Genomic DNA, 24,203 nt, shown 5'->3' with positions numbered 1-24,203 from the left:
CCGCTGGCAGACTGGCGGAACTTCCGAAGTCCGTCCTTGCTGTGTTCGTTCGCGCTAATCGCTCAGGACGATGCGAAGCAGGTCGACGGTGCTCCTCGCCCCGGTCTTCTTGATGAGGTTCTCGCGGTGAAACTCGACGGTTCGGGGGGCGATGTTCAAGATGCGGGCGATCTCCTTGCTTGAGTGCCCTTTGACGATCTGGGCCAGCACCGTGCGCTCTCTTGACGTCAGCGCATCATGTCCCGGAAATGAATTCGGCAGCATGTCCGGCGCGCCGTTGGGCTTCTTTCCGCCCTGGTGTTTTGGTTGCCTGAGCTCAGGGGACTCAAGAAACTCCCAATCATTGTTTTGCCTGATAATCGTGCCCTGATGGGCGCGCGCCACCTCGAGAAGGTCCACGATCCCGCTTTTCGCCATGGAATAAGTGCACAAGACGAGCATTTTCTGGCCCTCGACGGACCGGTCCAGGTCGCGCTCATATTCGCAAAACTTCTCCCAATGGTCGGTGCCGAGCCAGAATGCGTTCCCGCTGATCCGTATTCCGTCATAGCCTTTCGTCAGTGCGTTCCCAAGCTTTTCGTTCCAGCTTCGGATAATCCGTTTCAGGTCAAATTCACCGCCGGGCAGGTACCACTCGGCAGCACACACCATTTCGATCTGGCCGGCAGATAGGCGCGCGTCGATATCGGGAATGGAACCTCGCAGCGCGTTTCTGGCTTCTTCCTCTGTGATCGGCTCGGAGATCGCCCATAGGCAAAACTCGTTGTTCTCCAACCCGGCCTGAAAGTATGCGGCGTTGGCATCTAGCAAATCTTGTGCGGCTTCGTAGAAAACGCACATATGCATGCCCCAAGAAATCTCGCCGAAAACGCCTATCCCTGACTTGCGCTGTGGGCCGGTCCCATCGTCGTCATGCCATTCTGAGGAGTGCCTGGAGGTCATCGGAAAATCACCTGCAGCGCAGGCGTTGCATATCCTTAATCGCAACATAGGGTCGCACATGGACCGGAAAGCGACGAGGCGCTCGCCGCGACATGAAAACCCAAGATGGGCATCCCTTGCCTATCACTCAAATAGATTATACTAATGCCATTAAGCGATTTGATAGCTTAATTAAAGGACGCTTCCTTGGAAATTCGACAGCTGCAGCATTTCGTCGCCGTGGCGGAGGAAAAGCACTTCACCCGGGCCGCGCAGCGCGTGAACATCGTGCAGTCGGCGCTTTCAAATTCGATCCGGTTGCTCGAGGAAGAACTCGACGCCAAATTGTTTATCCGGAGCACGCGTCAAGTAAGGCTGACCGACGCTGGACGAATGTTGCTCGACAAGGCGAGGAGTGCGCTGGATTCCATCCGGGATGCGCGCGAGTCTGTTGCAGCTGTCCGCAATCTGGAACGAGGAACATTGAGCATCGGTACGGTCCAAAGTCTGCCGGCGTTTCTTGATCTGCCCTCGCTCATCGAAAAATTCCACGCCTTGCATCCCGGCGTTGAGGTCAAACTCCGCCAAGGCAGCTCTTCGGAACTCATCGAAAGAATGAGGAACGGTCGTCTCGATCTGGCGTTTTTCCCCCTCAGCGAGTCACCAGCCGATATCAAGACCGATATGATTGCCTGCGAGCCTCTCGTCCTGGCATGTGCTCCAGGGCATCCCCTCGCGGGGGCGCAAGGCGTCTCTTTTGCTGCTCTGAAAGATGAGCCCTTTGTCGATTTCGAACCGACCTGGGGGACGCGATGGCTGGTTGACCAAGGATTTCTCGGCGCCGGCATTGGCCGACACATTGCCTTCGAGGTCAGCGATCTCGAAACTCTCTTCGAGTTGGTGAGGCGAGGCATGGGCGTGGCTCTTTTACCCGAAGCGATCGCGGAAGCTCGTCTCCCCTCGCTCGGAATTGCTCAACTCGCCGGGCCGGAGATTTGCTGGGAACTCGTGGTGGCCTACCAGACAGTAGAAGGCGACGATGAGGGACCGCCAGATCATGCTGCGCGAGCCTTTTTGAATCTATTGGATATGCCATAGGGTCGGTCGAATGCCACTGCCCGAACTGACCCATAGCGCAGGCCGAAGCTACCCCCGCTTGCCTTCCACGCAATCCCAGAACAGGGCAGCTATATCGGCGCCGCCGAAACGCTGCACCTCGCGCACGCCGGTCGGCGAGGTCACGTTGATCTCGGTCATGTAGTCGCCGATCACGTCGATGCCGACCAGGATGAAGCCGCGTTCCCTGAGCGCCGGTCCGATGCGGGCGCAGATCTCGCGCTCGCGCTCCGTCAGCTCGGTTTTTTCGGCGCGGCCGCCGACATGCATGTTGGAGCGGGAATCGTGAGCGGCCGGCACGCGGTTGATGGCGCCCACCGGCTCGCCGTCGATCAGGATGATGCGCTTGTCGCCCTTGCGTACGTCCTTGAGATAGCGCTGCACGATATAGGGCTCGCGGAACAGCTGGCCGAACATCTCGAGCAACGAGGCGAGATTGCGGTCGGCTTCAAGCAGATGGAAGATGCCGGCGCCGCCATTGCCATAGAGCGGCTTGACGATGATGTCGCCGAATTCCTTGCGGAAGGCGGCCACCTCCTGAGGGTCCTTGGTGATCAGCGTTTCCGGCATCAGGTCGGGGAATTCGGTGACGAAGATCTTTTCCGGGCTGTTGCGCACCCAGGCCGGGTCGTTGATCACCAGCGTCTTCGGATGGATGCGCTCCAGTATATGCGTGGTGGTGATGTAGTTCATGTCGAAGGGCGGGTCCTGCCTCAGCAGCACCACGTCCATCTCGGAGAGGTCGGTGCGCACCTTCTCGCCGAGCGAGTAGTGGTTGCCCTTCTCGTCGCGCACCTGCATCTCCTCGATGCGCGCGAACACCTTGCCGCCCAGCATCGACAGCCGGTCCGGCGTGTAGTGGAAAAGCTTGTGGCCGCGCCGCTGCGCCTCCAGCGACAGCGCGAAGCTGGTGTCGCCGGCGATCGACACGGTGGAGACATGGTCCATCTGGACGGCGATCTTCAGCGGCATTTGCGGTCTCCGGGGAACTCAGACGCCCGATATAGGGAAATCGGCGGCGCCTGCCAATCGTGCTCGCTTGGTGCAGAAGCTCAGAGACCCGTTTCGAACTTCGCTCTGGCGAGTCATATGGTGGTGGTTTCGAGAACCGGAGCGGAGCGGACGTTTGGTTCGTGAGCACCGGAAGCGCAGAAACCGCCATCAGATGGCCGCCAGAGTAGAATTTCCAAACGGTCTCAGCGGTCGAAGACCAGCCTGGAATAGCCCAGGAACGACAGCGCCATCGCGACGACCGAGGCGACGCCAAGGGCCGCCAGCGGCGTCAGGGCAGGCAGTGCGAAGAGCAGCGCGCAATAAACCAGGTAGTTGACGATGCCGGTGGCGATGCCGACGCCGCCATAGCGCGCGCCTTCCTGCGCCAAGCCTCGGCTCGACGGCGAGAAGGTCAAATGGCGGTTGATCTGCCAGGTGACGCAGAGCGCGAAGCCGATCGACAGCACGCGCGCCGCCATCGGGCCGAGCGGCGTCGCGGCAAGCAGCAGCCAGAGCGCCGCCGCGTCGGCGACGAAACCGATGCCGCCGGTAAGGATGAAGCGGATGAGGCGGCCCACTATGCCGCCCGCGAGGCCTTGCCCGGCTCGCTTTTCGATGAGGCCTGCCCGGATATCCCGCGCTCGGCCCGGCCGGAGGAAATCGACAGGTAGAAGATGCGCTTCTGCTCGGCCCGGCCGCGCGACACCGAATCGAGGATCAGCCCGGTCATCATCGAAAGCATGGCCAGAAGCAGCATGCCGATCGACAGCACCCAGGTCGGCATGCGCGGCACCAGTCCCGTCTCGGCGAATTCGACCAGCACGGGTATCATCAGGCCGATGCTGGCCGCCAGGAAGAACAGCGCGAACGTGCCGAAGAAGCGCAGCGGCTGCGTCTCCTTCACCAGCATGGCGAACATCCACAGGATCCTGGCGCCGTCGCGGAAAGTCGACAGTTTCGACGACGAGCCCTCCGGGCGGCGGCCGTAATCGAGCGCCATCTCGCTCACCGGCAGCTTGAGCTGCGAGGCATGCACCGACATCTCGGTCTCGATCTCGAAGCCGCCGGACACGGCCGGGAAACTCTTGACGAAGCGGCGCGAAAACACCCGGTAGCCGGAGAAGATGTCGGTGAAGTCGGTCCCGAACAGGCCCTTGTAGAGGCGGTTGAAGACGCGGTTGCCGAAGGCGTGGCCATTGCGGCCGGCATCGTCGGTGACGCCGCGCCTGGTGCCCACCACCATGTCGGAGCGCTCCGTCTGCAGCACATTGATCAGCTGCGGCGCATCTTCCGGCGCGTAGGTGCCGTCGCCGTCGGCCATCACATAGATGTCCGCGTCGATGTCGGCGAACATGCGCCGCACCACATTGCCCTTGCCCTGGCGCGGTTCGCGCACGACGGTGGCGCCGGCGGCGCGAGCTTTCAGCGCCGTGAGGTCCTTGGAATTGTTGTCGTAGACATAGATCGCGGCCGAAGGCAGCGTCTCGCGGAAGCGCAGCACGACCTCGCCGATCGTCAGCTCCTCATTGTAGCAAGGCAGGAGCACGGCAATAACCGGCTCGTGGCGGACTGCATGCGGCATGTCTGTCTCCGGACGCTCGACCAGCCTCCGGCCGTCCCTGTGCCGGCCCCTCGAGCCGTTTTACTATTTATTGAAGCCGTTAAGGCTAGGTTTAAAACCGATCCTCTCCCTGCAAAGGCCACCGCAATGGGCACAGCCGAAACCGGCGCCGCCACCTGGAAGTCCGATCTGGTGCTGGCGTTGCTTGCCGCCCTGCTCGCCTTCGCCGTCGATGCGTGGGCCGGCTTTGGCCAACTGACCGATGCCGGCGGCGACAACGACAATCTGCTGCGCCTCGTCGAGGTCCGCGACCTGCTGGCCGGCCAGGGCTGGTTCGACCTGCACCAGTACCGGATGGGGCTGGAAGGCGGCTTCGTCATGCACTGGTCGAGGCTGGTCGATGCGCCGATCGCCGCCATCGCGCTCGCCGCCTCGGCGCTCACCGGCAGCAGGCCGCTTGGCGAGGACGTGGCGCAAGTGCTGTGGCCGGCGCTGCTGCTCTGGTCGACCTTGTTCTTCACCGCCCGCGCCGCGCGCAGCTTCGGCGGCGGCGGCGCGGTGCTGCCCGCCATCCTGATTGGCGCGGCCGGCTACTATTTCATCGGCATCTACGATCCCGGCGCGCTCGATCATCACAACGTCCAGCTGATGCTCACCATGGCGAGCCTCGCTTTGCTGCTCGAGGCGCCTTCCCGGCGCTGGGCCGCGCTGTTGTCCGGCCTCTGCGCCGCGCTGACGCTCGCCGTCGGCATGGAAACCGTGCCCTACGTCGCCACCATCGGCCTTTGCGTGTCGTTGTTGTTCGTCGCTGATCCGGGCGGCGAGCGGGCGATCGCGCGCGATTTCGGGCTCGGCTTCGCCGGCGTCGCGGCGCTTGTCTTCGTCGCCACCGTCTCGCCTTCCGCATGGGGCGCGGCGCAGTGCGATGCCTTCTCGGTGGCGCAGTTCGCCGTCGCGGCTATTGCCGGCATCGGCCTGGCGGCAATCGCCGCTGCCGAGCCCGCCGCAGGCAGCTGGCGGCGCAGGCTGGCGTCGCTTGCCGCGCTGGGCGTCGTGCTCGGCGTGGTCGTGGCGGTGCTGTTTCCGCAATGCCTCTCGGCGCCCTACGCCTCGCTCGACCCGCGCCTCAAGGAATTGTGGCTCGACCATATCGACGAGGCCCAGTCGCTGTTCACGCTGGCTGTCCGCGATCCGGCGCGTGTCGCGGCGCGTTACGCCACGCCGCTGGTCGCGATCGTCCTGATGGCGCTGCATCTGCGCCGCGGCGGCTGGCGGCGGCAGGACAGCCTCGTCGCGGCACTGCTCGCCGTCGCTTTCGTGGTCGGCGCCTGGCAGGTGCGCGGCACCACCTTCTCGATCGCCTTCGCGGTCGTCCCGCTGTCGGCCTGGATCGCCAAATGGCGGGCGCGGGCCGAAACCAGTTCCTCGCTTGGCGTGGCGCTGCGCCTTGCGGCCGTCTGGCTGGTCTCGATCAATCCGGTATGGACAGGCGTCGCTGCGGCCGCCTCGGTCGCGTTCGAAAAAGGCAAGGCCGTCGCAGACGGCACCACGACGGACAAGACCTGCGAGAAGAAGGCCACCTTCGCGCCGCTTGGCGCCATGGCCGATACCACCGTGCTCACGATTTCCAATCTTGGAGCGCCGGTCCTCGTCTATAGCGACCATCGCGTCTTCGCCGGTCCCTATCACCGCAATGTCGCCGGCAATCTCCTGGCGCTGGACGCCTTTCTCGGCTCGGCTGACAACGCGCGCGCAATCGTCGAGGCGCATCGCGTCGGCCTCGTCGCCGTCTGCCCCGGCAATGTCGAGACCCTGATCCTGACCCGGAAAGCCCCGCAGGGCTTCCTTGCCGGCCTGCTGCGCGGCTCCGTGCCGGACTGGCTCGAGCCGGTCAGCGGGAAAGGCAGCCCGATCGGGCTCTACCGCGTAAAGCAAGCCGGCTAAAGCAATGTCCCGAAAGGTGCGAAGCGGCCATCCGTTCGCCTCAAACGGGAGCATCCCGGAAAAGGTCGTTCGATATTTCTATTAGAGATTACGCATGAACGACTCTATTTGGGCTAGATTACCGTTTTTTGCCCGAAGCTGAACAACCGCCGGCGAGGCAAGCAACTTCTGCATAACGGAAAATCGATTTTCCGATACTTTTCCTAAACGCTTTGCTGCCAGTGTGGCCGAAAATACCGACATTAGAACAGAGGCATGATGCAAACGACGTTTGGCACCGGTCAGCCAGGCAAGGAAAATACGGATCTGGCCTTCACGGATTCGTTGACCGGGCTCGGCAACCATCGTCGCTTCTTCGACAAGGTCGATCGCCTGATCAGCGACCGCGCCGACGATCCCGCGCCGTTCACCGTCGGCATCCTCGACCTCGACGGCTTCAAGCCGATTAACGACCTGTTCGGCCACAAGGCCGGCGACGACATCCTGATCCAGGTGGCGATGCGGCTGCGCGCCTCGATGGATGGCTACTCCACCGTCTGCCGCATCGGCGCCGACGAGTTCGCCTACCTCTACCCGATGGTGTTCTCGGAGGAGCAGGCGGCCGAGAAGTCGCGCATGCTGATCGAGATTCTGTCGGCGCCCTATGATGTCGGCGAACGCACCGCCAGGCTTTCGGCCTCGGTCGGCTGCTCGCTGTTCTATTCCGGCGACGAGACCACCGAGATCCTCATCAACAAGGCCGAGACCGCCCTCTATCACGCCAAGCGCTCGGGCCGCGGCCGCGTCGTCGTCTACACCCGGGAGATGGAAGAGGCGGCCAAGCGCGTCACCCGCATCGAGCAGGCGCTGCGCCGCGCCGTCTCGGCCGGCGAGGTCGAACCGCATTTCCAGCCGATCGTCGACTTGAACAGCCGCCGCACCATCGGCTTCGAGACGCTGGCGCGCTGGACCGACCGCGACCTCGGCGTCGTGCCGCCATCCGTTTTCATCCCGATCGCCGAGGAACGTGGCATCATCGGCCCGCTGTCGCAGCTGGTGCTGCGCAAGGCGACCGAGGCGGCGCGCAGCTGGCCGAAGGAATTGTTCCTGTCCTTCAACCTGTCGCCGTCGCAGCTCGTCGACCAGAACACAGGCCTGCATATCCTGGCCATTCTCGACCGCACCGGCTTCGATCCGCGCCGGCTGGAGATCGAGATCACCGAGACCGGCCTGATGAACGATCCGGCCTCGGCCGAGAAGATCGTCGAGGATCTGCGCCGTGTCGGCATCCGTGTCTCGCTCGACGATTTCGGCACCGGCCAGTCGTCGCTCGGCCGCCTGCGCGAGTTCCATTTCGACAAGCTCAAGATCGATCGCGCCTTCGTCTCCTCCATCCTCGACGACCGCCCGTCCGAGCACATCATCCGCGCCATTCTTGCCATGTGCGAGGGGCTCGGCATGGATGTCGTCGCCGAAGGCATCGAGGACGAGGCGCAGGCCGACCGCCTCGTCCAGTTCGGCTGCGCCGGCGGGCAGGGCTATCTGTTCGGCAAGCCGGCCGACGCCGACGCCACGCTCGGCTATCTGCGCGATTCCTATCGCGGCGCGCTGCACGCCAAGGCGATCTGACCCCGGCTTTCCGGCCGTTCGCAAGACCGGTGGCTGCCGCTCCGGCACAGCGCCGATCATTTGTCTGACATTTGGCCGGAAATCGGACGGTCTCCCCTTGCCCCCGCGCTTTGTCTGGCTAGGATGCGCGCCGGCCAAAGGGAGAAGAGATCATGATGCCATCGGCGCGTTTCGCCGACCTTGACGGTGCCTCGGTGCTGATCACCGGCGGCGGCTCCGGCATCGGCGCCGCGTTGACGGAAGGCTTCATGCGGCAGAACGCGAAAGTCGCCTTCATCGATATCGCCGACAAGCCAAGCACTGCCCTTGCCGACCGGCTGGAGAAGGAGATCGGCCGCCGCCCGCTCTATCTCAAGGCAGACCTGCGCGACATCGAGGCGCTGCGCGCCGCCGCGACCAGGGCGGCTGAAGCGCATGGCGATGTGACGACGCTGGTCAACAATGCCGCGCTCGATGACCGTCATGCGGTCGAGGACGTCACCGTCGAGTTCTGGGACAACAACCTCGCCGTCAATCTGCGGCCGCATTTCTTCACCGCGCAGGCCGTGGCGCCCGGCATGAAGCGCGCTGGCGGCGGCTCGATCATCAACTTCACCTCCACCTCCTATCTGATCAACCACCCCGACATGCCGGCCTACACCGCGGCCAAGGCAGGCATACTCGGCCTGACCAAGGGCCTTGCCGGCAAGCTTGGCGGCGACCGCATCCGCGTCAACGCGGTCGCGCCAGGCTGGGTCATCACCGAACGGCAGCGCGAGCTTTGGGTCACCGATGCGGGACTTGCCGCCCATGTCGCCAAGCAATGCATCAGGCAAGTGATGCAGCCCGACGACATGGTGGGCACGGTGCTGTTCCTGGCGTCGGATGCTTCGCGCATGCTCACCGCGCAGATGTTGATCGTCGACGGAGGTTTCCTGTGAGCCTGGCACCCGCGGTCGCCGCGCTCGACTGGGGCACGACCAGGCTCAGGGCCTGGCTGCTCGATGGTACGGGCAAGGTTCTTGCCGAGCGGCGCGGCGACGACGGTCTGATCACCGCCCGCGAAAAAGGTTTTGCCAAGGTGCTGGAAGGCCATCTTGGCGCCATGGGCGCGCCGGACACGCTGCCCGTCATCATCTGCGGCATGGCCGGTTCCCGGCAAGGCTGGATCGAGGCGCCCTACGTCACCGTGCCGGCGCCGATCGGCGCCATCTTGCGCGGCGCCGCCCGCATCGAGGGCTCGAGCCGCGACATCCGCATCGTGCCAGGCCTCGCGCAGCGCCTGGCCGAAGCGCCGGATGTCATGCGCGGCGAGGAAACCCAGCTTGCCGGCGCCGGTTTGCCGGCAAAGGGACGCCATCTCGTCTGCATGCCCGGCACGCATTCCAAATGGGTCGCGGTCGAGGATGGCGCCGTCGAAGGTTTTGGCACCTGGCCGACCGGGGAATTGTTTTCGGTGCTCGCCACGCACTCGATCCTGAAACATTCGCTGGGCGAGCATCCCGCTCCGGTCGCCGCGGCCAGCCCATTCTTCCGGCAATGGTGCGAGCGGGCCTTGGGCGAAGGCGGCGACATCACCTCGAAACTGTTTGCCATCCGCGCCGCCGGACTTTTGCAGGATCTGCAGCCCGCCGACGCGGCGGCATGCCTGTCCGGACTTCTGATCGGCGGCGAGATCGCCTCGGCAAGACACCGCTATGGCGCGAGCGACGCACCGGTGGCGCTGGTCGCTTCGGGCGCGCTGGCCACGCTTTATGGCGCGGCGCTCGGCCTTGCCGGCCTTGCTTTTCGCACTGTCGACGCCGATGAAGCGGTGCGCGCCGGTCTCGTCGAGGCCGCGCGCGAGAACGGCATGATTGGAGGCGCTTGATGAGCCAGACCGCACCCTTCCCGAAGCTGAAACGCGGCCTTGTCGCCATCCTGCGCGGCCTCAAGCCGGCGGAAGCGGTGGCGATCGGCCGAGCGGTCCACGACGCCGGCATCGAGGCGATCGAAGTGCCGCTCAATTCGCCGGAGCCGTTCGTCTCCATCGCCGACCTGGTCCAGGCGCTCCCGCAGACCGCGCTGATCGGCGCCGGCACGGTGCTGACGGCGACGGACGTCGATGCTTTGCACAAGGCTGGCGGACGCCTGCTGGTCAGCCCCAACATCGATGCCGAGGTCATGGGTCGCGCCATGCATCATGGCATGGTGACGATGCCAGGCGTGTTCACGCCCACCGAGGCTTTCCAGGCGATCCGGCTCGGCGCCTCGGCGCTGAAATTCTTCCCCGCCAGCGTGCTTGGATCGAGCGGCATCGCGGCGATCCGCGCCGTGCTGCCGGCAACGACGCTGGTCGGCGCCGTCGGCGGCGTTTCCGACAAGGATTTTGCCGGCTACAAGGCGGTCGGCGTCAGCGTCTTCGGCCTGGGATCGAGCCTCTACAAGCCGGGCGCGACGGTCGAGGACGTGGCGCAGCGCGCCCGCGCCGCGGTCGCCGCCTGGGATGAAGCTTTCGGAGTGGCGTGATGGACGGCGTTTCGGTTTTTTCCGACCATATCTGCGAGCTCGGCGAAGGCCCGAGCTACGATCCCGCCACCGACACGCTGTTCTGGTTCGACATCGTCAACGGCAAGCTTCTGGAAAAGCCGCTCGCCGGCGCGCTGAAGGTGCATGATCTCGGCACCATGGCCAGCGCCATCGCCGTCATCGACGACGACCGCCAATTGATCGCCACCGAGATCGGCCTGCAGGTCAGGGACGTCAAGACCGGCAGGCTGACGCTGCACACGCCGATCGAGGCTGACAACCCGCTGACGCGCTCCAACGACTCCCGCGTTCATCCCTGCGGCGCCTTCTGGACCGGCACGATGGGCAAGGACGAGGAGAAGGGCGCCGGCTCGATCTACTGGTTCTTCAAGGGCGAGCTGCGCCGGCTGTTTTCGGGCATCACAGTCTCGAATTCCATCTGCTTCTCAGAAGACGGCAAGATCGCCTACTACACCGACACCGCGACCGGGCTTCTGATGCGCGTCGCCTGCGATCCGGCGACCGGCCTGCCCGCCGGTGAAGTGAAAGTGTTCGTCGATCATCGCTCCTCGAAAGGCTATGTCGACGGTTCGGTCGTCGACCGCGACGGCGTGCTGTGGAACGCCGTCTGGGGCGGCAGGGCGGTGAAGGCCTATGCGCCCGACGGCACGCTGCTGCGCGAGATCGCCATGCCGGTGACGCAGGCGTCCTGCCCCGCCTTTGTCGGCCAGAAAGCCGACCGCCTGGCGGTGACCTCGGCCTGGAAAGGCAAGGACGAGAAGCAGCGCGCGCTCGATCCGCAGGCCGGCATGACCTTCCTGCCCGACATTCCGGTCAAAGGCCGCTTCGAGCCGCGCGTGCTGATCGCCTGAGCGGAACGGCGCGCAGCTGTCGCGCAACCGTCCGGCCCGGTCGGTTTCCCGCAAGCCAATCATGGGCGCCATGCGATGGTGGCGGCCGACGTCCCTCCAGAGCAGTCCACCCATGCCGCGTAGCAATCCCAAGCTGATCCTCGTCCATGAGCCCGAGAAGACTTGTTTCGACCGCTTGGTCGCGGACGGCCATGCGCCGGATCGCGCCGCCGAGATATCGTCCTACCTGGCGCAGTCGACCGATCTCGCGCCCGATTTCGATGCGCTGGCCGTCGCCTGCGACAAACGCGGCCTCGCCTTCGTACCGGTGGAACTGGATGCCGCCGCAAACGCGCTCGCCGGGGCTGACCCAAACGTCACGCTGGTCTGGACGCTGACCGACGGCATCGCCTATTTCCGTGGCGGCGCGGCCCCTGCGCTGGCGCGGCTGAATGGCCTGCGCACCATCGGCGCCGACGATTCGCTGTTCGCGCTTTGCCAGGACAAGTTCCGCTGCGGCGCCGTGCTTGGCGCTCTCGGTCTTCCGGCGCCGCAAGCAGGCCTTGCCCGCCACCGCGAATGGCTTGTCGAGCCGCCGCCGTCGCCTGCCGGTTGGTTCGTGAAACCCAACCGGCTCGGCGCCAAGATCGGCATCTGGCCGGATTCCCGCGTCACCGATCTCGGCCATGCGTTGGAGCTTAGCCGGCGTGTCTTTTCCCATTATCGCGACGATGTCGTCGTCCAGCCCTATGTCGCCGGCCGCAACGTGCGCGCGAGCTTCCTCGGGTTGAAACCCGAAACCGGCGTCGAGGCTTTGGGCATCTTCTTCGTCGACTCCGGCGGCGACTTTCAGACCATGGCCGATAGCATGGCGCTCTATGGCGAAACCGGCCAGGCCGCGAAGGATGCGGGCACCTATGCCGAGCCGGAGCTCGAGCCGGTCGGCTCGAGCCAGCCGGCGGCCGACCGGAAAATCCGCGCCATTGCGCAAAAACTGATAGGCGGTCTTGGCCTTCGGGATGTCTTTTCCGTCGATTTCAGGGTCGAGGCCGACGACACCGTGCATCTCATCGAGTTCGAGGTGTGCCCCGGCCTGCCCTGTTTCGATTTTCGCGACTATTGCCGCAGGCAGTGGGGCCTGAGCCTTGCCGATGCGATGGTGGAGACAGCGGCCAACAGGCTCTTTGGTTGAGACAGGCTCTCGGCGCAATAGCCGCGCCTTGACGCTTGATTCATCGCCTCTACTGTCGCGGCTGTGTCAACCAGAGCCGCGCAATGAACACAACGCCCGTCAGCGTTCAAAGTCTTCACCATCATTTGAAGCGCATGAGCGGCCGCGACCCGCATGAGGAGCATCGCGTCGCCACGCCGCTCGAGCTGCTCTTCGACCTGACTTTCGTCACCGCTTTCGGCCTTGCCGCCTCGCAGCTGGCGCATGCCCTGGCCGAGGGCCATTACGCGGCCGGGCTGCTCGGCTTCGGCTTCGCCAGCTTCGCCATCTGTTGGGCCTGGATCAATTTCTCCTGGTTCTCCTCGGCCTATGACACCGACGACTGGGTCTTCCGCCTCATCACCATGGTGCAGATGATCGGTGTGCTGGTGCTGGCCATCGGCCTGCCGCGCATGTTCGCCTCGATCGAGCATGGTGAGCATCTCGACAATTCCGTCATGGTGCTGGGCTACGTCCTCATGCGCGTCGCCATGATCTTCCAGTGGCTGCGCGCGGCCAGGCAGGATCCGGCGCGGCGCGGCATCTGCCTCACCTATGTCACGGCCATAGCCATCGCCCAGGTCGGCTGGGTGGTTCAGATCCTGGTCGATTTCTCGATCGAGACCAGCGCCGTGCTTGCAATCATCCTGCTGCTGGTCGAGCTTGCCGGGCCCGTGCTCGCGGAGCGCAGGAATGGCGGCACGCCCTGGCACGCGCATCACATGGCCGAACGCTACAGCCTGTTCGCCATCATCGCGCTCGGCGAAGGGGTTGTCGGCACGTTGGCCTCGTTGTCGGCCGTCGTCGAGGAGCAGGGCTGGAACCTCGATGCCGCGCTTGTCGGCGTCGCCGGCACCGGTCTCACCTTCGGCATGTGGTGGTGCTACTACATGCTGCCGTCGGCGCCGGTCCTGCATGCGCACCGTGACCGCTCATTCGTCTGGGGCTACGGCCAGATGCTGATCGTGGCCGCGATCGTCGCCACCGGCGCCGGCCTGCATGTCGCGGCCTATTTCCTCGAGCACAAGGCCCATATCGGGCCGCTGGCGACGCTGCTCTCAACCGCGATCCCGCTCGCCATCTTCCTCGGCATGATCTATGCGCTCTACTATTATCTCGTGCGGCGCTTCGACCCGTTCCACATCTGGCTGCTGCTGGCCACGGCGGCGGTCGTGGCACTTGCCGTCGCCGCCGCCATTGCCGGCGTGGACATGGCGGTGTGCCTGATCATCCTGACGCTGGCGCCGGCGGTCACCGTCGTCGGCTACGAGATCCATGGCCACCGGCATGAGGCGGAATCGCTCGCCATCGACCAGCGGCACGCGCTGCACTGACGGGTTTTCGAGGCTGGTCAGATGCCTTCGACCAGAACGATCTCGCCGTCGGCCACTTTCTGGCGGATCGCGACGGCGCGCTGGTATTCCGGCGAGTGGTAGCAGTCATGCGCCGCCGCCAGCGATTCGAATTCGATGATGACGTTGCGGGCGCGGCCTGGCCCTTCGGCCTTTTCGTGCTCGCCGCCGCGCGCCAGGAACTTCGCGCCGAAGCGGTCGAAGGCGAGCTTCGCGGCGGCGACATAGTCCTTGTAGCCCTCGGCGTCGCGCACATCGACACGGGCGATCCAATATCCCTTCGGCATTCTCTTTCTCCTGTCTTTCTTTCGCGACCGAGGACCGGACCTCAGGCCGACTGCATTTCGGCGAGTATCGCTTCGGCCGCGGCGCGCCGGTCCGGCGCCGCGACGATCGGCCGGCCGACGACCAGGTGGCTGGCGCCGTTGCGGATCGCCTGCGCCGGCGTCACCACGCGTTTCTGGTCGCCATGGTCGCTGCCCGCCGGCCGGATGCCCGGCGTCACCACCGCCATGTCGGGTCCGACGATCCGTCGCACCGCCTCGGCCTCCTCGGCCGAACAGACAATGCCGCCCATGCCGGTGTGCAGCGCCTGTTCGGAGCGTCTGAGCACCAGCGTGTGCGGGTCGTATTCATAGCCGGCGTCGATCATGTCCTGCTCGTCCATCGAGGTGAGCACGCTGACCGCCAGCAGGCAAAGCTCGCTTCCCCTGGCCGCCTCCACGGCGGCCCGCATGGCTTTCGGATAGGAATGGATGGTGAGCATCGTCATGCCCATCCTGACGATGTTCTCGACTCCCTTGGCCACCGTGTTGTCGATGTCGAGCAGTTTCATGTCGAGGAACACCTTGGTGCCGCCGCTGGCCAGTTCCCGCGCGAAGTCCAATCCGCCGGCGAAGGCGAGCTGGTAGCCGATCTTGTAGAAGGAAACGGCGCCTTCGAGCTCGCGCACCGCCTTCTCGGCCTCCTTCAGCGTCGGCAGGTCGAGCCCGACGATCAGCCGCTCCCGCATTGCATCGGCCTCCGCGAAATTGATCACGCCTCGATCCGGGTGGACAGCATGCGCGAGGTTTCGATCAGTGTACGGCATAGGCGCTCCATCGATTGGTGTAGTCTGGCGTCCTTGAACTGTCCGTCCTCGGCGAACGCCGTGTCGGCCTCGGAGACCGAGCATTCCGGCGTGATCACCTCCATCTGGCAACGCACCAGCACCGCGCGCAGATGATTGATGCAGCGTATGCCGGCGAATTTGCCCTCCGATGACGAGCAGAGTCCGACCGGCTTGCCGGCAAGCGGTCTGTACGCGCGGCTGCCGTCGCGCCGTATCCGGCTCACCCAGTCGATGCTGTTCTTGAGCAGGGGCGGGATCGAGCCGTTATATTCGGGCGTCGCGATCAGCAAGCCGTCATGGGCGGCGATCTGCCGGCCGAGCTTGACCGCGTTCTCGGGGAGGCCTTTTTCCTTTTCCAGGTCCTCGTCCATGATCGGCAGCGGATAATCGCCGAGCGAGATGCGCGTCACCTCGGCGCCCTGCATGGCCAGTTCCTTCTGCGCCGCATCGGCGGTCCGGCCGCTGAAGGCGCCGGTCCGGACCGAGCCGGCGAAGACGAGGATTCTTGGGATCACGGGCATTGCTTCGCAAAAGGCAGTAGGGAATAGGCATTAGGCACTAGGCACTAGGAGAGTGGTTTCCTGACTATTCCCTACTGCCTTATCCCTCCCTTCGGTAGATCCAAAGCTGCGTCGGCGGGATGTTGCGGATGATGAAATCGAAATGCTTGACCATGTAATTGCCGCGGCCGGGCGGGATCGGCGACAGCGGACCGTAGGTCAGCTGCACGATCGGCCTGCCGGCGGGAATGCGGTCGAGCAGGCTTTCGATATAGGCGATGCGCTGGGCGACCGGGAAGTTGAGCAGCGGCACGCCGGAAACGACCGAATCGAACATCATGTCGCGCTTGTCGCCGAGCGTGGCATTGAGATTGAAGGCGTCGCCCTCGATCACGTTGACGCCCGGATAGAGCCCGCGCAGATGGCGCACGAAGTCGGTCGAGTATTCGACCGCGTAGAGGTTTTCGGGCTTCACGCCCTGGGCCAGGATGGCGCGGGTGATGACCCCGGTGCCGGGCCCGACCTCGAGCACCGGCAGGCCCGATCTCGGATTGACGATCGACGCCATCTTGCGGGCGGTGATGGAACTGGTGGGAACGATCGAGCCGACGGTTTTCGGCTTGTCGATCCAGCCTTTGAAGAACTTCAGCTCGTCGTCGAATTTTTCCGCCAGCGCTTTGCGCAACCCGGGACTACGTGCCATGCGAGCTCTCCTCAATGCTCACCCCCCGATCCGCTACTTAGCAGTTGGGTGGAACAAGGCAAGGCGTCAACCTGGCATAAGGTGTTGACGACGCTTGGGAAGCCGAACGCAAGTCGCTCAAAAGCGCGAAGCGGTTTTGGGACAACGACTTGCGTCAAAAAGACCTCAGCCTTCGCCGAACGACTCGAAGAAGTCCTTCATGCGGGCGAAAAAGCCGCTCGACTGGGGCGAATTGTCCTTCGAGGAGAGTTGCTCGAACTCTTCCAGCAATTCGCGCTGCCGGCGCGTCAGGTTCTGCGGCGTCTCGACCGCCGTCTGGATATAGAGGTCGCCGACATTGGGCTGGCGCAGCACCGGCATGCCCTTGCCCTTCAAGCGGAACTGGCGCCCGTTCTGCGTGCCTTCCGTCACCTTGACCTTGGTCTGCGTGCCGTCGAGCGTGGTGACCTCGAAGGAGCCGCCAAGCGCTGCCGTCGTCATCGAGATCGGCACTTTGCAGTAGAGATCGGCGCCGTCGCGCTGGAAGAATTCATGCGGCTTGACCGCCAGGAAGATGTAGAGGTCGCCGGACGGTCCGCCGCGCAGGCCGGCTTCGCCCTCATTGGCCAGCCGGATGCGGGTGCCGTCCTCGATGCCGGCCGGGATGTTGACCGACAGCGAGCGCTCCTCGGTGACGCGGCCCTGTCCGGCGCATTTCGGGCAGGGGTCCTTGATCGTCTGGCCGCGGCCCTGGCATTGCGGGCAGGTGCGTTCGATCGAGAAGAAGCCTTGCGTGGCGCGCACCTTGCCGTGGCCGTGGCACATCGAGCAGGTCACCGGCTGCGTGCCGGGCTTGGCGCCACTGCCGGAGCATTCCGAGCACGAGATCGAAGCCGGCACGCGGATCTGCGCCGTCTTGCCGGCAAAGGCTTCTTCCAGCGTGATTTCCATGTTGTAGCGCAGGTCGGCGCCGCGTTCGCGGCCGCCGGAGGAACGGCGCTGGCGGCCGCCCATCATGTCGCCGAAAATATCCTCGAAGATGTCGGCGAAGCCGCCGGCGCCGAAACCGTGTGCTGCGCCGTTCATGCCGCCCTGCTCGAAGGCGGCGTGGCCGAAACGGTCATAGGCGGCGCGCTTCTGCGGGTCCTTCAGCGTCTCGTAGGCTTCGTTGATTTCCTTGAACTTGTGCTCGCAGGCACCGTCACCCGGGTTGCGGTCGGGATGGAACTGCATGGCGAGCTTACGGAAAGCGCTCTTGAGTTCCTTGTCGTCGGCGCCTTTTTGCACGCCCAGCGTTTCGTAGAAATCAGCTTTCATTTTTTCCCGCTGTCCGGATGCTCAATGTCTTCAAGCATTGTTGGCGACGTTTGCCGGCACGTTCTTGGATTTAGGAGCGATGTTTCCCGGATGCTAGTACCAAGCCGGCGCCACTCCGGGTTTTTCCGTCACATTTTCAGGCAGGTCCGCACTTTTTCAACGAAGGTTGCAAAAAAGCCCGGTCTTGCGCCGGGCTTTTGCACTTATTCGCCGTCAGCCGGCTCAAGCCGACTTCTTCTTGTCGTCGTCTTCGTCGATTTCCTCGAAGTCGGCGTCGACCACGTCCGAATCCTTGGCGGCATCCGCCTTGGCGTCGGCTTCGGCCGCTTCCTTCTGCGAGGCCTCGTACATGGCCTGGCCGAGCTTCATCGAAGCTTCGGCAAGCGACTGCGACTTGACCTCGATATCGGCCGGGTCGTCGCCTTCGGCCGCGGCCTTCAGCGCGGCGATGGCGTCGGCGATCGCGGTGCGGTCAGCCTCCGAGACCTTGTCGCCATAGTCCTTGAGCGACTTCTGGGAAGAATGCACCAGCGCTTCGGCCTGATTGCGCGCCTCGACGAGGGCACGGCGCTTCTTGTCCGCGTCGGCATTGGCCTCGGCGTCCTTCACCATCTTCTCGATGTCGGCGTCGGACAGGCCGCCCGAAGCCTGGATGCGGATCTGGTGCTCCTTGCCGGTGCCCTTGTCCTTGGCCGAGACGTTGACGATGCCGTTGGCATCGATGTCGAAGGTGACCTCGATCTGCGGCACGCCGCGCGGGGCCGGCGGGATGCCGACTAGGTCGAACTGACCGAGCATCTTGTTGTCGGCCGCCATTTCGCGCTCGCCCTGGAAGACCCGAATCGTCACCGCCGACTGCGAATCCTCGGCGGTCGAGAAGGTCTGGCTCTTCTTGGTCGGGATCGTCGTGTTGCGCTCGATCAGCCTGGTGAACACGCCACCCAGCGTCTCGATGCCCAGCGACAGCGGCGTCACGTCGAGCAAGAGCACGTCCTTGACGTCGCCCTGCAGCACGCCGGCCTGAATGGCGGCGCCGAGAGCGACGACCTCATCCGGGTTGACGCCCTTGTGCGGCTCCTTGCCGAAGAACTGCTTCACGATCTCCTGGATCTTGGGCATGCGCGTCATGCCGCCGACCAGCACCACTTCGTCGATCTCGCCGGCCTTCAGGCCGGCATCCTTGAGCGCCGCCTTGCAGGGCTCGATCGTGCGCTGCACGAGGTCCTCGACCAGGCTTTCGAACTTCGCCCGGGTGAGCTTCATCGTCAGGTGCTTCGGGCCGCTGGCGTCGGCGGTGATGAAGGGCAGGTTGATCTCGGTCTGCGTCGTCGACGACAGCTCGATCTTGGCCTTTTCCGCGGCTTCCTTGAGGCGCTGCAGGGCAAGCTTGTCGTTCTTCAGGTCGATGCCCTGTTCCTTCTTGAACTCGGCCGCCAGATACTCGACGAGCCGCATGTCGAAGTCCTCGCCGCCGAGGAAGGTGTCGCCGTTGGTCGACTTTACCTCGAACACGCCATCGCCGATTTCCAGCACGGAAATATCGAAGGTGCCGCCGCCAAGGTCATAGACGGCGATGGTCTTGCCGTCCTTCTTCTCCAGGCCATAGGCGAGCGCCGCGGCCGTCGGCTCGTTGATGATGCGCAGCACCTCGAGGCCCGCGATCCTGCCGGCGTCCTTGGTCGCCTGACGCTGGGCGTCGTTGAAATAGGCCGGAACGGTGATGACCGCCTTCTCGACCTTCTCGCCGAGATAGGCTTCCGCCGTCTCCTTCATCTTCTGCAGGATCATGGCCGAGATCTGGCTGGGCGACTGCTTCTTGCCGCCGGCCTCGACCCACGCGTCGCCATTGTCGCCCTTGACGATCTTGTAGGGGACAAGCTTCTTGTCCTTCTCCGTCACCGGGTCGTCATAGCGGCGGCCGATCAGGCGCTTGACCGCGAAGATGGTGTTTTCCGGATTGGTGACCGCCTGGCGCTTGGCCGGCTGGCCGACGAGACGTTCGCCGTCATTCGAGATGGCGACGATGGAAGGCGTCGTGCGCGCGCCTTCAGCGTTCTCGATCACCTTGGGGTCTTTGCCATCCATGATGGCGATACAGGAATTGGTGGTGCCGAGATCGATACCGATAACTTTTGCCATTGTTCTAGTCTCTCCTCTAAGCAGGCTCTCAGGACCCTTCAAAAGGCGTTCCGACGAAAGCCCCTGTTCACAAGAAATCCCATCGCGGTCCCCGCTTTTCGAGGCCGGACGGCTGGCGCGTATATAAGAACAGGCGACACAAGGCGCAAGCATTCTGCGCAAGGTGTCCGTCGTCTCGGCACGGGCCGGAAGGCGAGCCGCCGCGCCTTGCGGCAGGACCGGCGCGAGATCGCGCTATCGCATTGTTCCGGATCGCTTTTTTGAAACAGGCGCGGTTGACGGCGCGCGGATAGGCCTTCCGGGCAGGGCACGGCTTGCCCTGGCGGGCGTGACTTTCGGTCGCGAAAGAGCCGGAGATCCGCGTCGCCGCCATGGTTTTCGGCACCTGGCGACGAGATTTGAAGAGCGCCCGGCGCCCGGGCAAAAGCCCTGCCGGGCGCGTGGCCCGGCAGGGTATCCCGGGCTTAGAGCCCGTTGTCCTTGAGAATCTTGGCGGCGTTGTCCTTGGTGACCTTTTCCGTCGGCAGCGTGATGGTCTTCTCGACCTTCTCGCCGTTTAGGAACTTGATCGCCTGGCGCAGGCCCTCGGCGCCCGGCGTGACATAGGTGAAGGTCGCCGTCAGTTCGCCCTTGTTCACCATCTGCACGCCTTCGTTGGGCAGGCCGTCGATGCCGATGAACTTGATGTCCTTTTCGCGCCCGACGTCCTTGGCCGCGAGATAGGCGCCATAGGCCATCGGATCGTTGTGGCCGTAGACGAGGTCGATCTTCTCGTTGGTCTTCAGCGCGTTGGCCATGATGTTGTAGGCCTGGTCCTGCTTCCAGTCGCCCGACTGCTGGTCGAGCAGGTACTTGATGCCCGGCTCCTTGTCGGTGAACTCATGGAAGCCGTCATGGCGGTCATGCGCCGGCTGCGTTCCTATGCCGCCCCAGATCTCGACGACATTGCCCGCGGCCTTGCCCTTGCCGCCGAGGAGCTCGACGGCGTATTCGCCCGCGGCGCGGCCGATCAGCGCGTTGTCGCCGCCGACGAACTGCGTGTAATCCTTGGTGTCGACATTGCGGTCGAGCACGAAGACCGGGATCTTGGCGTCGATCGCCTGCTGCACCACGCCGGTGAGCCCGGCCGATTCCTTCGGCGACACCAGCAGCGCGTCGACTTCCTGGCGGATCAGGTTCTCGACATCGGCGACCTGCTTTTCGGTCTTGTCCTCGCCGTCGGTGATGATCAGCTCGACTTCCGGGTGCTTGGCGGCCTCCGCGATGATGTCCTTGTTGAACTGGGCGCGCCAAGGCTCGATGGTCGTCACCTGCGAGAAGCCGATCTTCCACTTCTTGTCCTGGGCAAAGGCATGGTTGCCGGACAAGATTGCGGTGGTCGTCAGCAGTGCCGCCGCGAAAGTGGCGAGCTTCAGCATATCACGTCGTTTCATGGTCCTGTTTCCTCCGGATTATAGAGACGAGGTCTCCTGTGACGGTCGCTTGGCCGCGGCCGTTTCCTTTTGCGCCGCCCGTCCGTTGGGCAGGCGCAGATAGCTGAGAAGGTCGCCGGCGTTGCGCTCCTGCACGAGCACGGTGCCGATGATGATCGCCCCCTTCAGCACCAGCTGAAGGTTGGAATTGATGTTGTGCAGTTGCAGGATGTTGGACAGCAGCCCGAAGATCAGCACGCCGCAGAAGGTGCCGATAAGGCTGCCGCGCCCGCCCATCAGGCTGGTGCCGCCGATGACCACGGCGGCGATGGCGTCGAGCTCGAGCCCCGCGCCGGCATCGGGCTTGCCTTGCCGGTACTGCGCCACGTAAAGCACCGCCGCGATGCCGGCGAGCAGGCCGGACACGGCATAGGTGGCGATCTTGACGCGCCCGGCGGCGATGCCCGAAAGCCGCGCCGCCTCCTCATTGCCGCCGATGGCGTAGACATAGCGGCCGAAGGGCGTGAAGCGCAGCACCGCGCCGTAGATCACGATCGCGCCGAGGAAGAACAGGCCCGGCATCGGCACGACGCCGAACACCAGCGAGCGCAGGATCTCGAATTCGGCGGTGGCGTTGGAACCGGTATAGACCGGCAGCACCGCATTGTTCTGGCCGGCGGTCAGCCTGGCGATGCCGAGCGCCGTCACCATCATCGCCAGCGTGACGATGAAGGGCTGCAGCCGCCCGGCGACGATGATGAAGCCGTTGATGGTGCCGAACAGAAGGCCGACGCAAGGCGCCACCAGAAGCACGCCGAGCACACCGAACTTGGTCTCGACCTGCGGCAGCAGGTACCACAGCGAAAGGCAGCATAGGATGACGCCGACCACGCCCGGGATGACCAGCCCGCGCGCCTTGTCCAGCCGCACCTCGCGGCCGGCTTCGGCGCCGGCGCGGGATTTCTCGATGTTGAGCAGGATGAAGCGGGTGACGAGCGCGCCGAGGCACAAGGCGACCAGCGCGGTGGTCGGCACGCCGAGCGCCGCCGACGGCGTGACGCCCGGCACCGTCAGCAGCATGGCGCAGACGACCGAGCAGATCGCCATCAGCGAGCCGACGGAAAGATCGATGCCGCCGGTCAGGATCACCGCCGTCATGCCGGTGGCGATGAGGCCGGTGGTCGACACCTGGCGCAGCACGTCGAGCAGGTTGCCGTAGGACAAAAAGATGTTGTTGCCCTTGGAACTGATCGGCGAGCCGAACACGCCGATCAGGAAGATGGCGATCAGCCCCCAGTAAAGCTTGGTGCGGGAGAGAAGGCTGATGAGGTTCATGCGGCGGGCCTCGCGGTCCTTCTTGGTGCGGCAAGCCGCATGATCGCCTCTTCGCTGGCTTCGGCGCGGGACAGGATGCCGCGCTGGCGGCCCTCCGCCATGACCAGGATGCGATCGGCGAGATGCAGAAGCTCGGGCAGTTCGGAGCTGATCACGGCAATCGCCAAACCGTCGCCGGCGAGCTTGAAGACGAGGTCGTAGATTTCGCGCTTGGCGCCGACATCGATGCCGCGCGTCGGCTCATCGAGCAGAAGCACGCGCGGCCGCGTCGCCAGCCATTTGCCGATCACCACCTTCTGCTGGTTGCCGCCCGACAGCGTGCCGGCGGCCTGCTCGATGCTTTCGCAGCGTATGCCGAGCGCGCTGACCGCCTCTCGCGCAAGGCCTTGCTCGCCTGAGCGCGAGCGCAGGCCGAAGCGCGCCAGCGCGCCGACCAGGGGCAGGGCGACATTGTCGGTGATCGAGGCCTGGAGATGCAGGCCTTGCGTCTTGCGGTCCTCGGTCACCAGGGCGATGCCGAGCCGGCGGGCCTCGCGCGGCGAGCCGATCTCAACCGGTGCGCCGTCGAGCCGGATCTCGCCGCCGGTGCGGCCGCCGCTGGAGCCGAAGATCGCTTCCAGGATCTCGGTGCGGCCGGAACCCAGCAGCCCGCCGATGCCGAGGATCTCGCCGGCTGCAAGGTCGAAGCCGACGCCGTCGATGACCGTGCGCCAGCCATGCCGGTCGGGCTTCGACAGCGACAGGTCCCTGACCGAGAGCACCACCTTGTCGCCGGGGCCGCGCTCATGATCGGAGGAAGCGAGGAGGTCGCGCCCGACCATGGCGGAGATGATGGCGTCTTCGCCCAGCCCCGCCATGTCGTCAGTCATCACATGGCGCCCGTCGCGCAGCACCGTCACTCGGCTGGCCAGGTGCATCACCTCGTCGATGCGGTGCGAGATATAGACGATCGCGACGCCGCTCGCCGCAAGCTGGCCGATGATGCGGAACAGCCGCTCGCACTCGGCCGGCGACAGCGCCGAGGTCGGCTCGTCCATGATCAGGATGCGTGCCGATTTCGACAGCGCCTTGGCGATCTCCACCAGTTGCTGCTCGCCGACCCTGAGCGTGCCGACCCGCGCTTCCGGATCGAGCTCGATGCCCAGCCGCCGCAGCAGCGCGCTGGCTGCGCGGCTGCTCGCCTTGCGGTCGACGACCAGCCCGGCGATCAGCTTTTCGCGGCCGAGGAAGATGTTGTCGGCGACACTGAGCTCGGGGACGAGGTTGAGCTCCTGGTGGATGATGGCGATGCCGGCGTCCTCGGCGTCGCGGACACCGGTGAAACGCACCGGCTGGCCATCGATAGCCACGGCGCCTTCGTAATCGGTATAGACGCCGGAGAGAATCTTCATCAGCGTCGACTTGCCGGCGCCGTTCTCGCCCATCAGCGCGTGCACCTCGCCGGGCCTGAGGTCCAGGCTCACATCGGACAGCGCGGCGATGCCGCCAAATCGCTTGGAAATGCCGGTCGCGCTCAGGACGACGGCGGGACCGTCGGCGGTCGCGTTGCCAGTCGTGATGGACTCAGCGCGCTGCATGGCAAAAGGACGGCCTCCCTCCGTCGTCTTCGACTGTCCGAACGCTAATCTAAACGTTTCGAATGTGTCAAGCGCCTATCTCCTCAC

The 24,203-nt window shown here is 64.7% G+C and carries 22 protein-coding genes; 9 read left to right on the top strand and 13 right to left on the bottom strand.

Going from position 1 to position 24,203, the window contains the following annotated elements; translation table 11 throughout:
- Nucleotides 1-54: 54 nt before the first annotated feature.
- On the bottom strand, nt 55-942 hold the full coding sequence (locus FJ430_RS03685) for an MEDS domain-containing protein (protein ID WP_181175533.1): 888 nt from the start codon (nt 940-942) through the stop codon (nt 55-57).
- A 186-nt stretch (nt 943-1,128) separates the two neighbouring features.
- Here FJ430_RS03685 and FJ430_RS03680 point away from each other — a divergent pair, with 186 nt between their 5' ends.
- Nucleotides 1,129-2,019: a LysR family transcriptional regulator gene (locus FJ430_RS03680; RefSeq protein ID WP_140642016.1), complete on the top strand. Its 891-nt coding sequence runs from the start codon at nt 1,129-1,131 to the stop codon at nt 2,017-2,019.
- A gap of 48 nt (nt 2,020-2,067) precedes the next feature.
- On the opposite strand, the gene gshB is transcribed toward FJ430_RS03680, so the two are convergent.
- The 3 genes from gshB to FJ430_RS03665 form a co-directional block, all read right to left on the bottom strand.
- Nucleotides 2,068-3,009: a glutathione synthase gene (gene gshB / locus FJ430_RS03675; RefSeq protein WP_140709249.1), complete on the bottom strand. Its 942-nt coding sequence runs from the start codon at nt 3,007-3,009 to the stop codon at nt 2,068-2,070.
- 224 nt (nt 3,010-3,233) lie between these two features.
- Nucleotides 3,234-3,608 (bottom strand): GtrA family protein, encoded by a 375-nt coding sequence (locus tag FJ430_RS03670; protein ID WP_140709247.1) that lies wholly within the window; start codon nt 3,606-3,608, stop codon nt 3,234-3,236.
- Nucleotides 3,608-4,612, bottom strand: a complete 1,005-nt coding sequence (locus tag FJ430_RS03665) for a glycosyltransferase (RefSeq protein ID WP_140709245.1) — start codon at nt 4,610-4,612, stop codon at nt 3,608-3,610. The genes FJ430_RS03670 and FJ430_RS03665 overlap by 1 nt, the downstream gene beginning before the upstream one ends.
- Nucleotides 4,613-4,738: 126 nt before the next feature.
- Between FJ430_RS03665 and FJ430_RS03660 the strand changes: the two genes are divergently transcribed.
- The 8 genes from FJ430_RS03660 to FJ430_RS03625 all read left to right on the top strand — a co-directional run bounded on the left by FJ430_RS03660 (nt 4,739) and on the right by FJ430_RS03625 (nt 14,025).
- The gene (locus tag FJ430_RS03660) at nt 4,739-6,535 is read left to right on the top strand and encodes a GtrA family protein (protein WP_140709243.1); all 1,797 of its coding nucleotides are present in this window, start codon (nt 4,739-4,741) and stop codon (nt 6,533-6,535) included.
- Between the two features lie 258 nt (nt 6,536-6,793).
- Nucleotides 6,794-8,143, top strand: coding sequence for a putative bifunctional diguanylate cyclase/phosphodiesterase (locus FJ430_RS03655; RefSeq protein WP_140642085.1), 1,350 nt, complete (start codon nt 6,794-6,796; stop codon nt 8,141-8,143).
- Nucleotides 8,144-8,295: 152 nt separating this feature from the next.
- Nucleotides 8,296-9,063, top strand: coding sequence for an SDR family NAD(P)-dependent oxidoreductase (locus FJ430_RS03650; RefSeq protein ID WP_140709241.1), 768 nt, complete (start codon nt 8,296-8,298; stop codon nt 9,061-9,063).
- A complete protein-coding gene (locus tag FJ430_RS03645; protein WP_226892061.1) occupies nt 9,060-9,992 on the top strand; it encodes a 2-dehydro-3-deoxygalactonokinase in 933 nt (310 codons plus the stop codon). The genes FJ430_RS03650 and FJ430_RS03645 overlap by 4 nt, the downstream gene beginning before the upstream one ends.
- On the top strand, nt 9,992-10,630 hold the full coding sequence (locus tag FJ430_RS03640; RefSeq protein ID WP_140654573.1) for a 2-dehydro-3-deoxy-6-phosphogalactonate aldolase: 639 nt from the start codon (nt 9,992-9,994) through the stop codon (nt 10,628-10,630). The genes FJ430_RS03645 and FJ430_RS03640 overlap by 1 nt, the downstream gene beginning before the upstream one ends.
- Nucleotides 10,630-11,502, top strand: coding sequence for an SMP-30/gluconolactonase/LRE family protein (locus FJ430_RS03635; protein ID WP_140709237.1), 873 nt, complete (start codon nt 10,630-10,632; stop codon nt 11,500-11,502). Before FJ430_RS03640 ends, FJ430_RS03635 begins: the two co-directional genes overlap by 1 nt.
- A gap of 112 nt (nt 11,503-11,614) precedes the next feature.
- Nucleotides 11,615-12,673 carry a D-alanine:D-lactate ligase-like protein gene (locus FJ430_RS03630; protein ID WP_140709235.1) on the top strand — a complete coding sequence of 353 codons (1,059 nt, stop codon included), beginning with the start codon at nt 11,615-11,617 and terminating at the stop codon, nt 12,671-12,673.
- Nucleotides 12,674-12,756: 83 nt separating this feature from the next.
- The gene (locus tag FJ430_RS03625) at nt 12,757-14,025 is read left to right on the top strand and encodes a low temperature requirement protein A (RefSeq protein WP_210242111.1); all 1,269 of its coding nucleotides are present in this window, start codon (nt 12,757-12,759) and stop codon (nt 14,023-14,025) included.
- Nucleotides 14,026-14,042: 17 nt separating this feature from the next.
- Here the strand turns inward: FJ430_RS03625 and FJ430_RS03620 are convergent, their stop codons facing one another.
- The 9 genes from FJ430_RS03620 to FJ430_RS03580 all read right to left on the bottom strand — a co-directional run bounded on the left by FJ430_RS03620 (nt 14,043) and on the right by FJ430_RS03580 (nt 24,116).
- A complete protein-coding gene (locus FJ430_RS03620; RefSeq protein WP_040986451.1) occupies nt 14,043-14,330 on the bottom strand; it encodes a DUF1330 domain-containing protein in 288 nt (95 codons plus the stop codon).
- 41 nt (nt 14,331-14,371) lie between these two features.
- Entirely contained in the window at nt 14,372-15,055 is a 684-nt protein-coding gene (pyrF, locus tag FJ430_RS03615) for an orotidine-5'-phosphate decarboxylase (RefSeq protein ID WP_140709428.1), read from the bottom strand.
- Between the two features lie 23 nt (nt 15,056-15,078).
- Nucleotides 15,079-15,675 carry an NADPH-dependent FMN reductase gene (locus FJ430_RS03610; protein ID WP_140709233.1) on the bottom strand — a complete coding sequence of 199 codons (597 nt, stop codon included), beginning with the start codon at nt 15,673-15,675 and terminating at the stop codon, nt 15,079-15,081.
- A 79-nt stretch (nt 15,676-15,754) separates the two neighbouring features.
- Nucleotides 15,755-16,357, bottom strand: coding sequence for a phospholipid N-methyltransferase PmtA (gene pmtA, locus FJ430_RS03605; RefSeq protein ID WP_140709231.1), 603 nt, complete (start codon nt 16,355-16,357; stop codon nt 15,755-15,757).
- A 165-nt stretch (nt 16,358-16,522) separates the two neighbouring features.
- Entirely contained in the window at nt 16,523-17,653 is a 1,131-nt protein-coding gene (gene dnaJ / locus FJ430_RS03600; protein WP_140641991.1) for a molecular chaperone DnaJ, read from the bottom strand.
- Between the two features lie 222 nt (nt 17,654-17,875).
- Nucleotides 17,876-19,792 carry a molecular chaperone DnaK gene (gene dnaK, locus FJ430_RS03595; RefSeq protein WP_140709229.1) on the bottom strand — a complete coding sequence of 639 codons (1,917 nt, stop codon included), beginning with the start codon at nt 19,790-19,792 and terminating at the stop codon, nt 17,876-17,878.
- A 464-nt stretch (nt 19,793-20,256) separates the two neighbouring features.
- Nucleotides 20,257-21,225: a substrate-binding domain-containing protein gene (locus tag FJ430_RS03590; protein ID WP_140709227.1), complete on the bottom strand. Its 969-nt coding sequence runs from the start codon at nt 21,223-21,225 to the stop codon at nt 20,257-20,259.
- Between the two features lie 18 nt (nt 21,226-21,243).
- Nucleotides 21,244-22,539, bottom strand: a complete 1,296-nt coding sequence (locus FJ430_RS03585) for an ABC transporter permease (RefSeq protein ID WP_140641985.1) — start codon at nt 22,537-22,539, stop codon at nt 21,244-21,246.
- Complete coding sequence (locus FJ430_RS03580) at nt 22,536-24,116, bottom strand: sugar ABC transporter ATP-binding protein (RefSeq protein ID WP_140709225.1); 1,581 nt, start codon at nt 24,114-24,116, stop codon at nt 22,536-22,538. The genes FJ430_RS03585 and FJ430_RS03580 overlap by 4 nt, the downstream gene beginning before the upstream one ends.
- Between the last annotated feature and the right edge of the window lie 87 nt (nt 24,117-24,203).

Source organism: Mesorhizobium sp. B2-8-5, assembly GCF_006440675.2.
Taxonomy (GTDB): domain Bacteria; phylum Pseudomonadota; class Alphaproteobacteria; order Rhizobiales; family Rhizobiaceae; genus Mesorhizobium.
The sequence above is the reverse complement of the archived record's forward strand: the minus strand, read 5'-3'. Positions and strand labels throughout refer to the sequence as shown.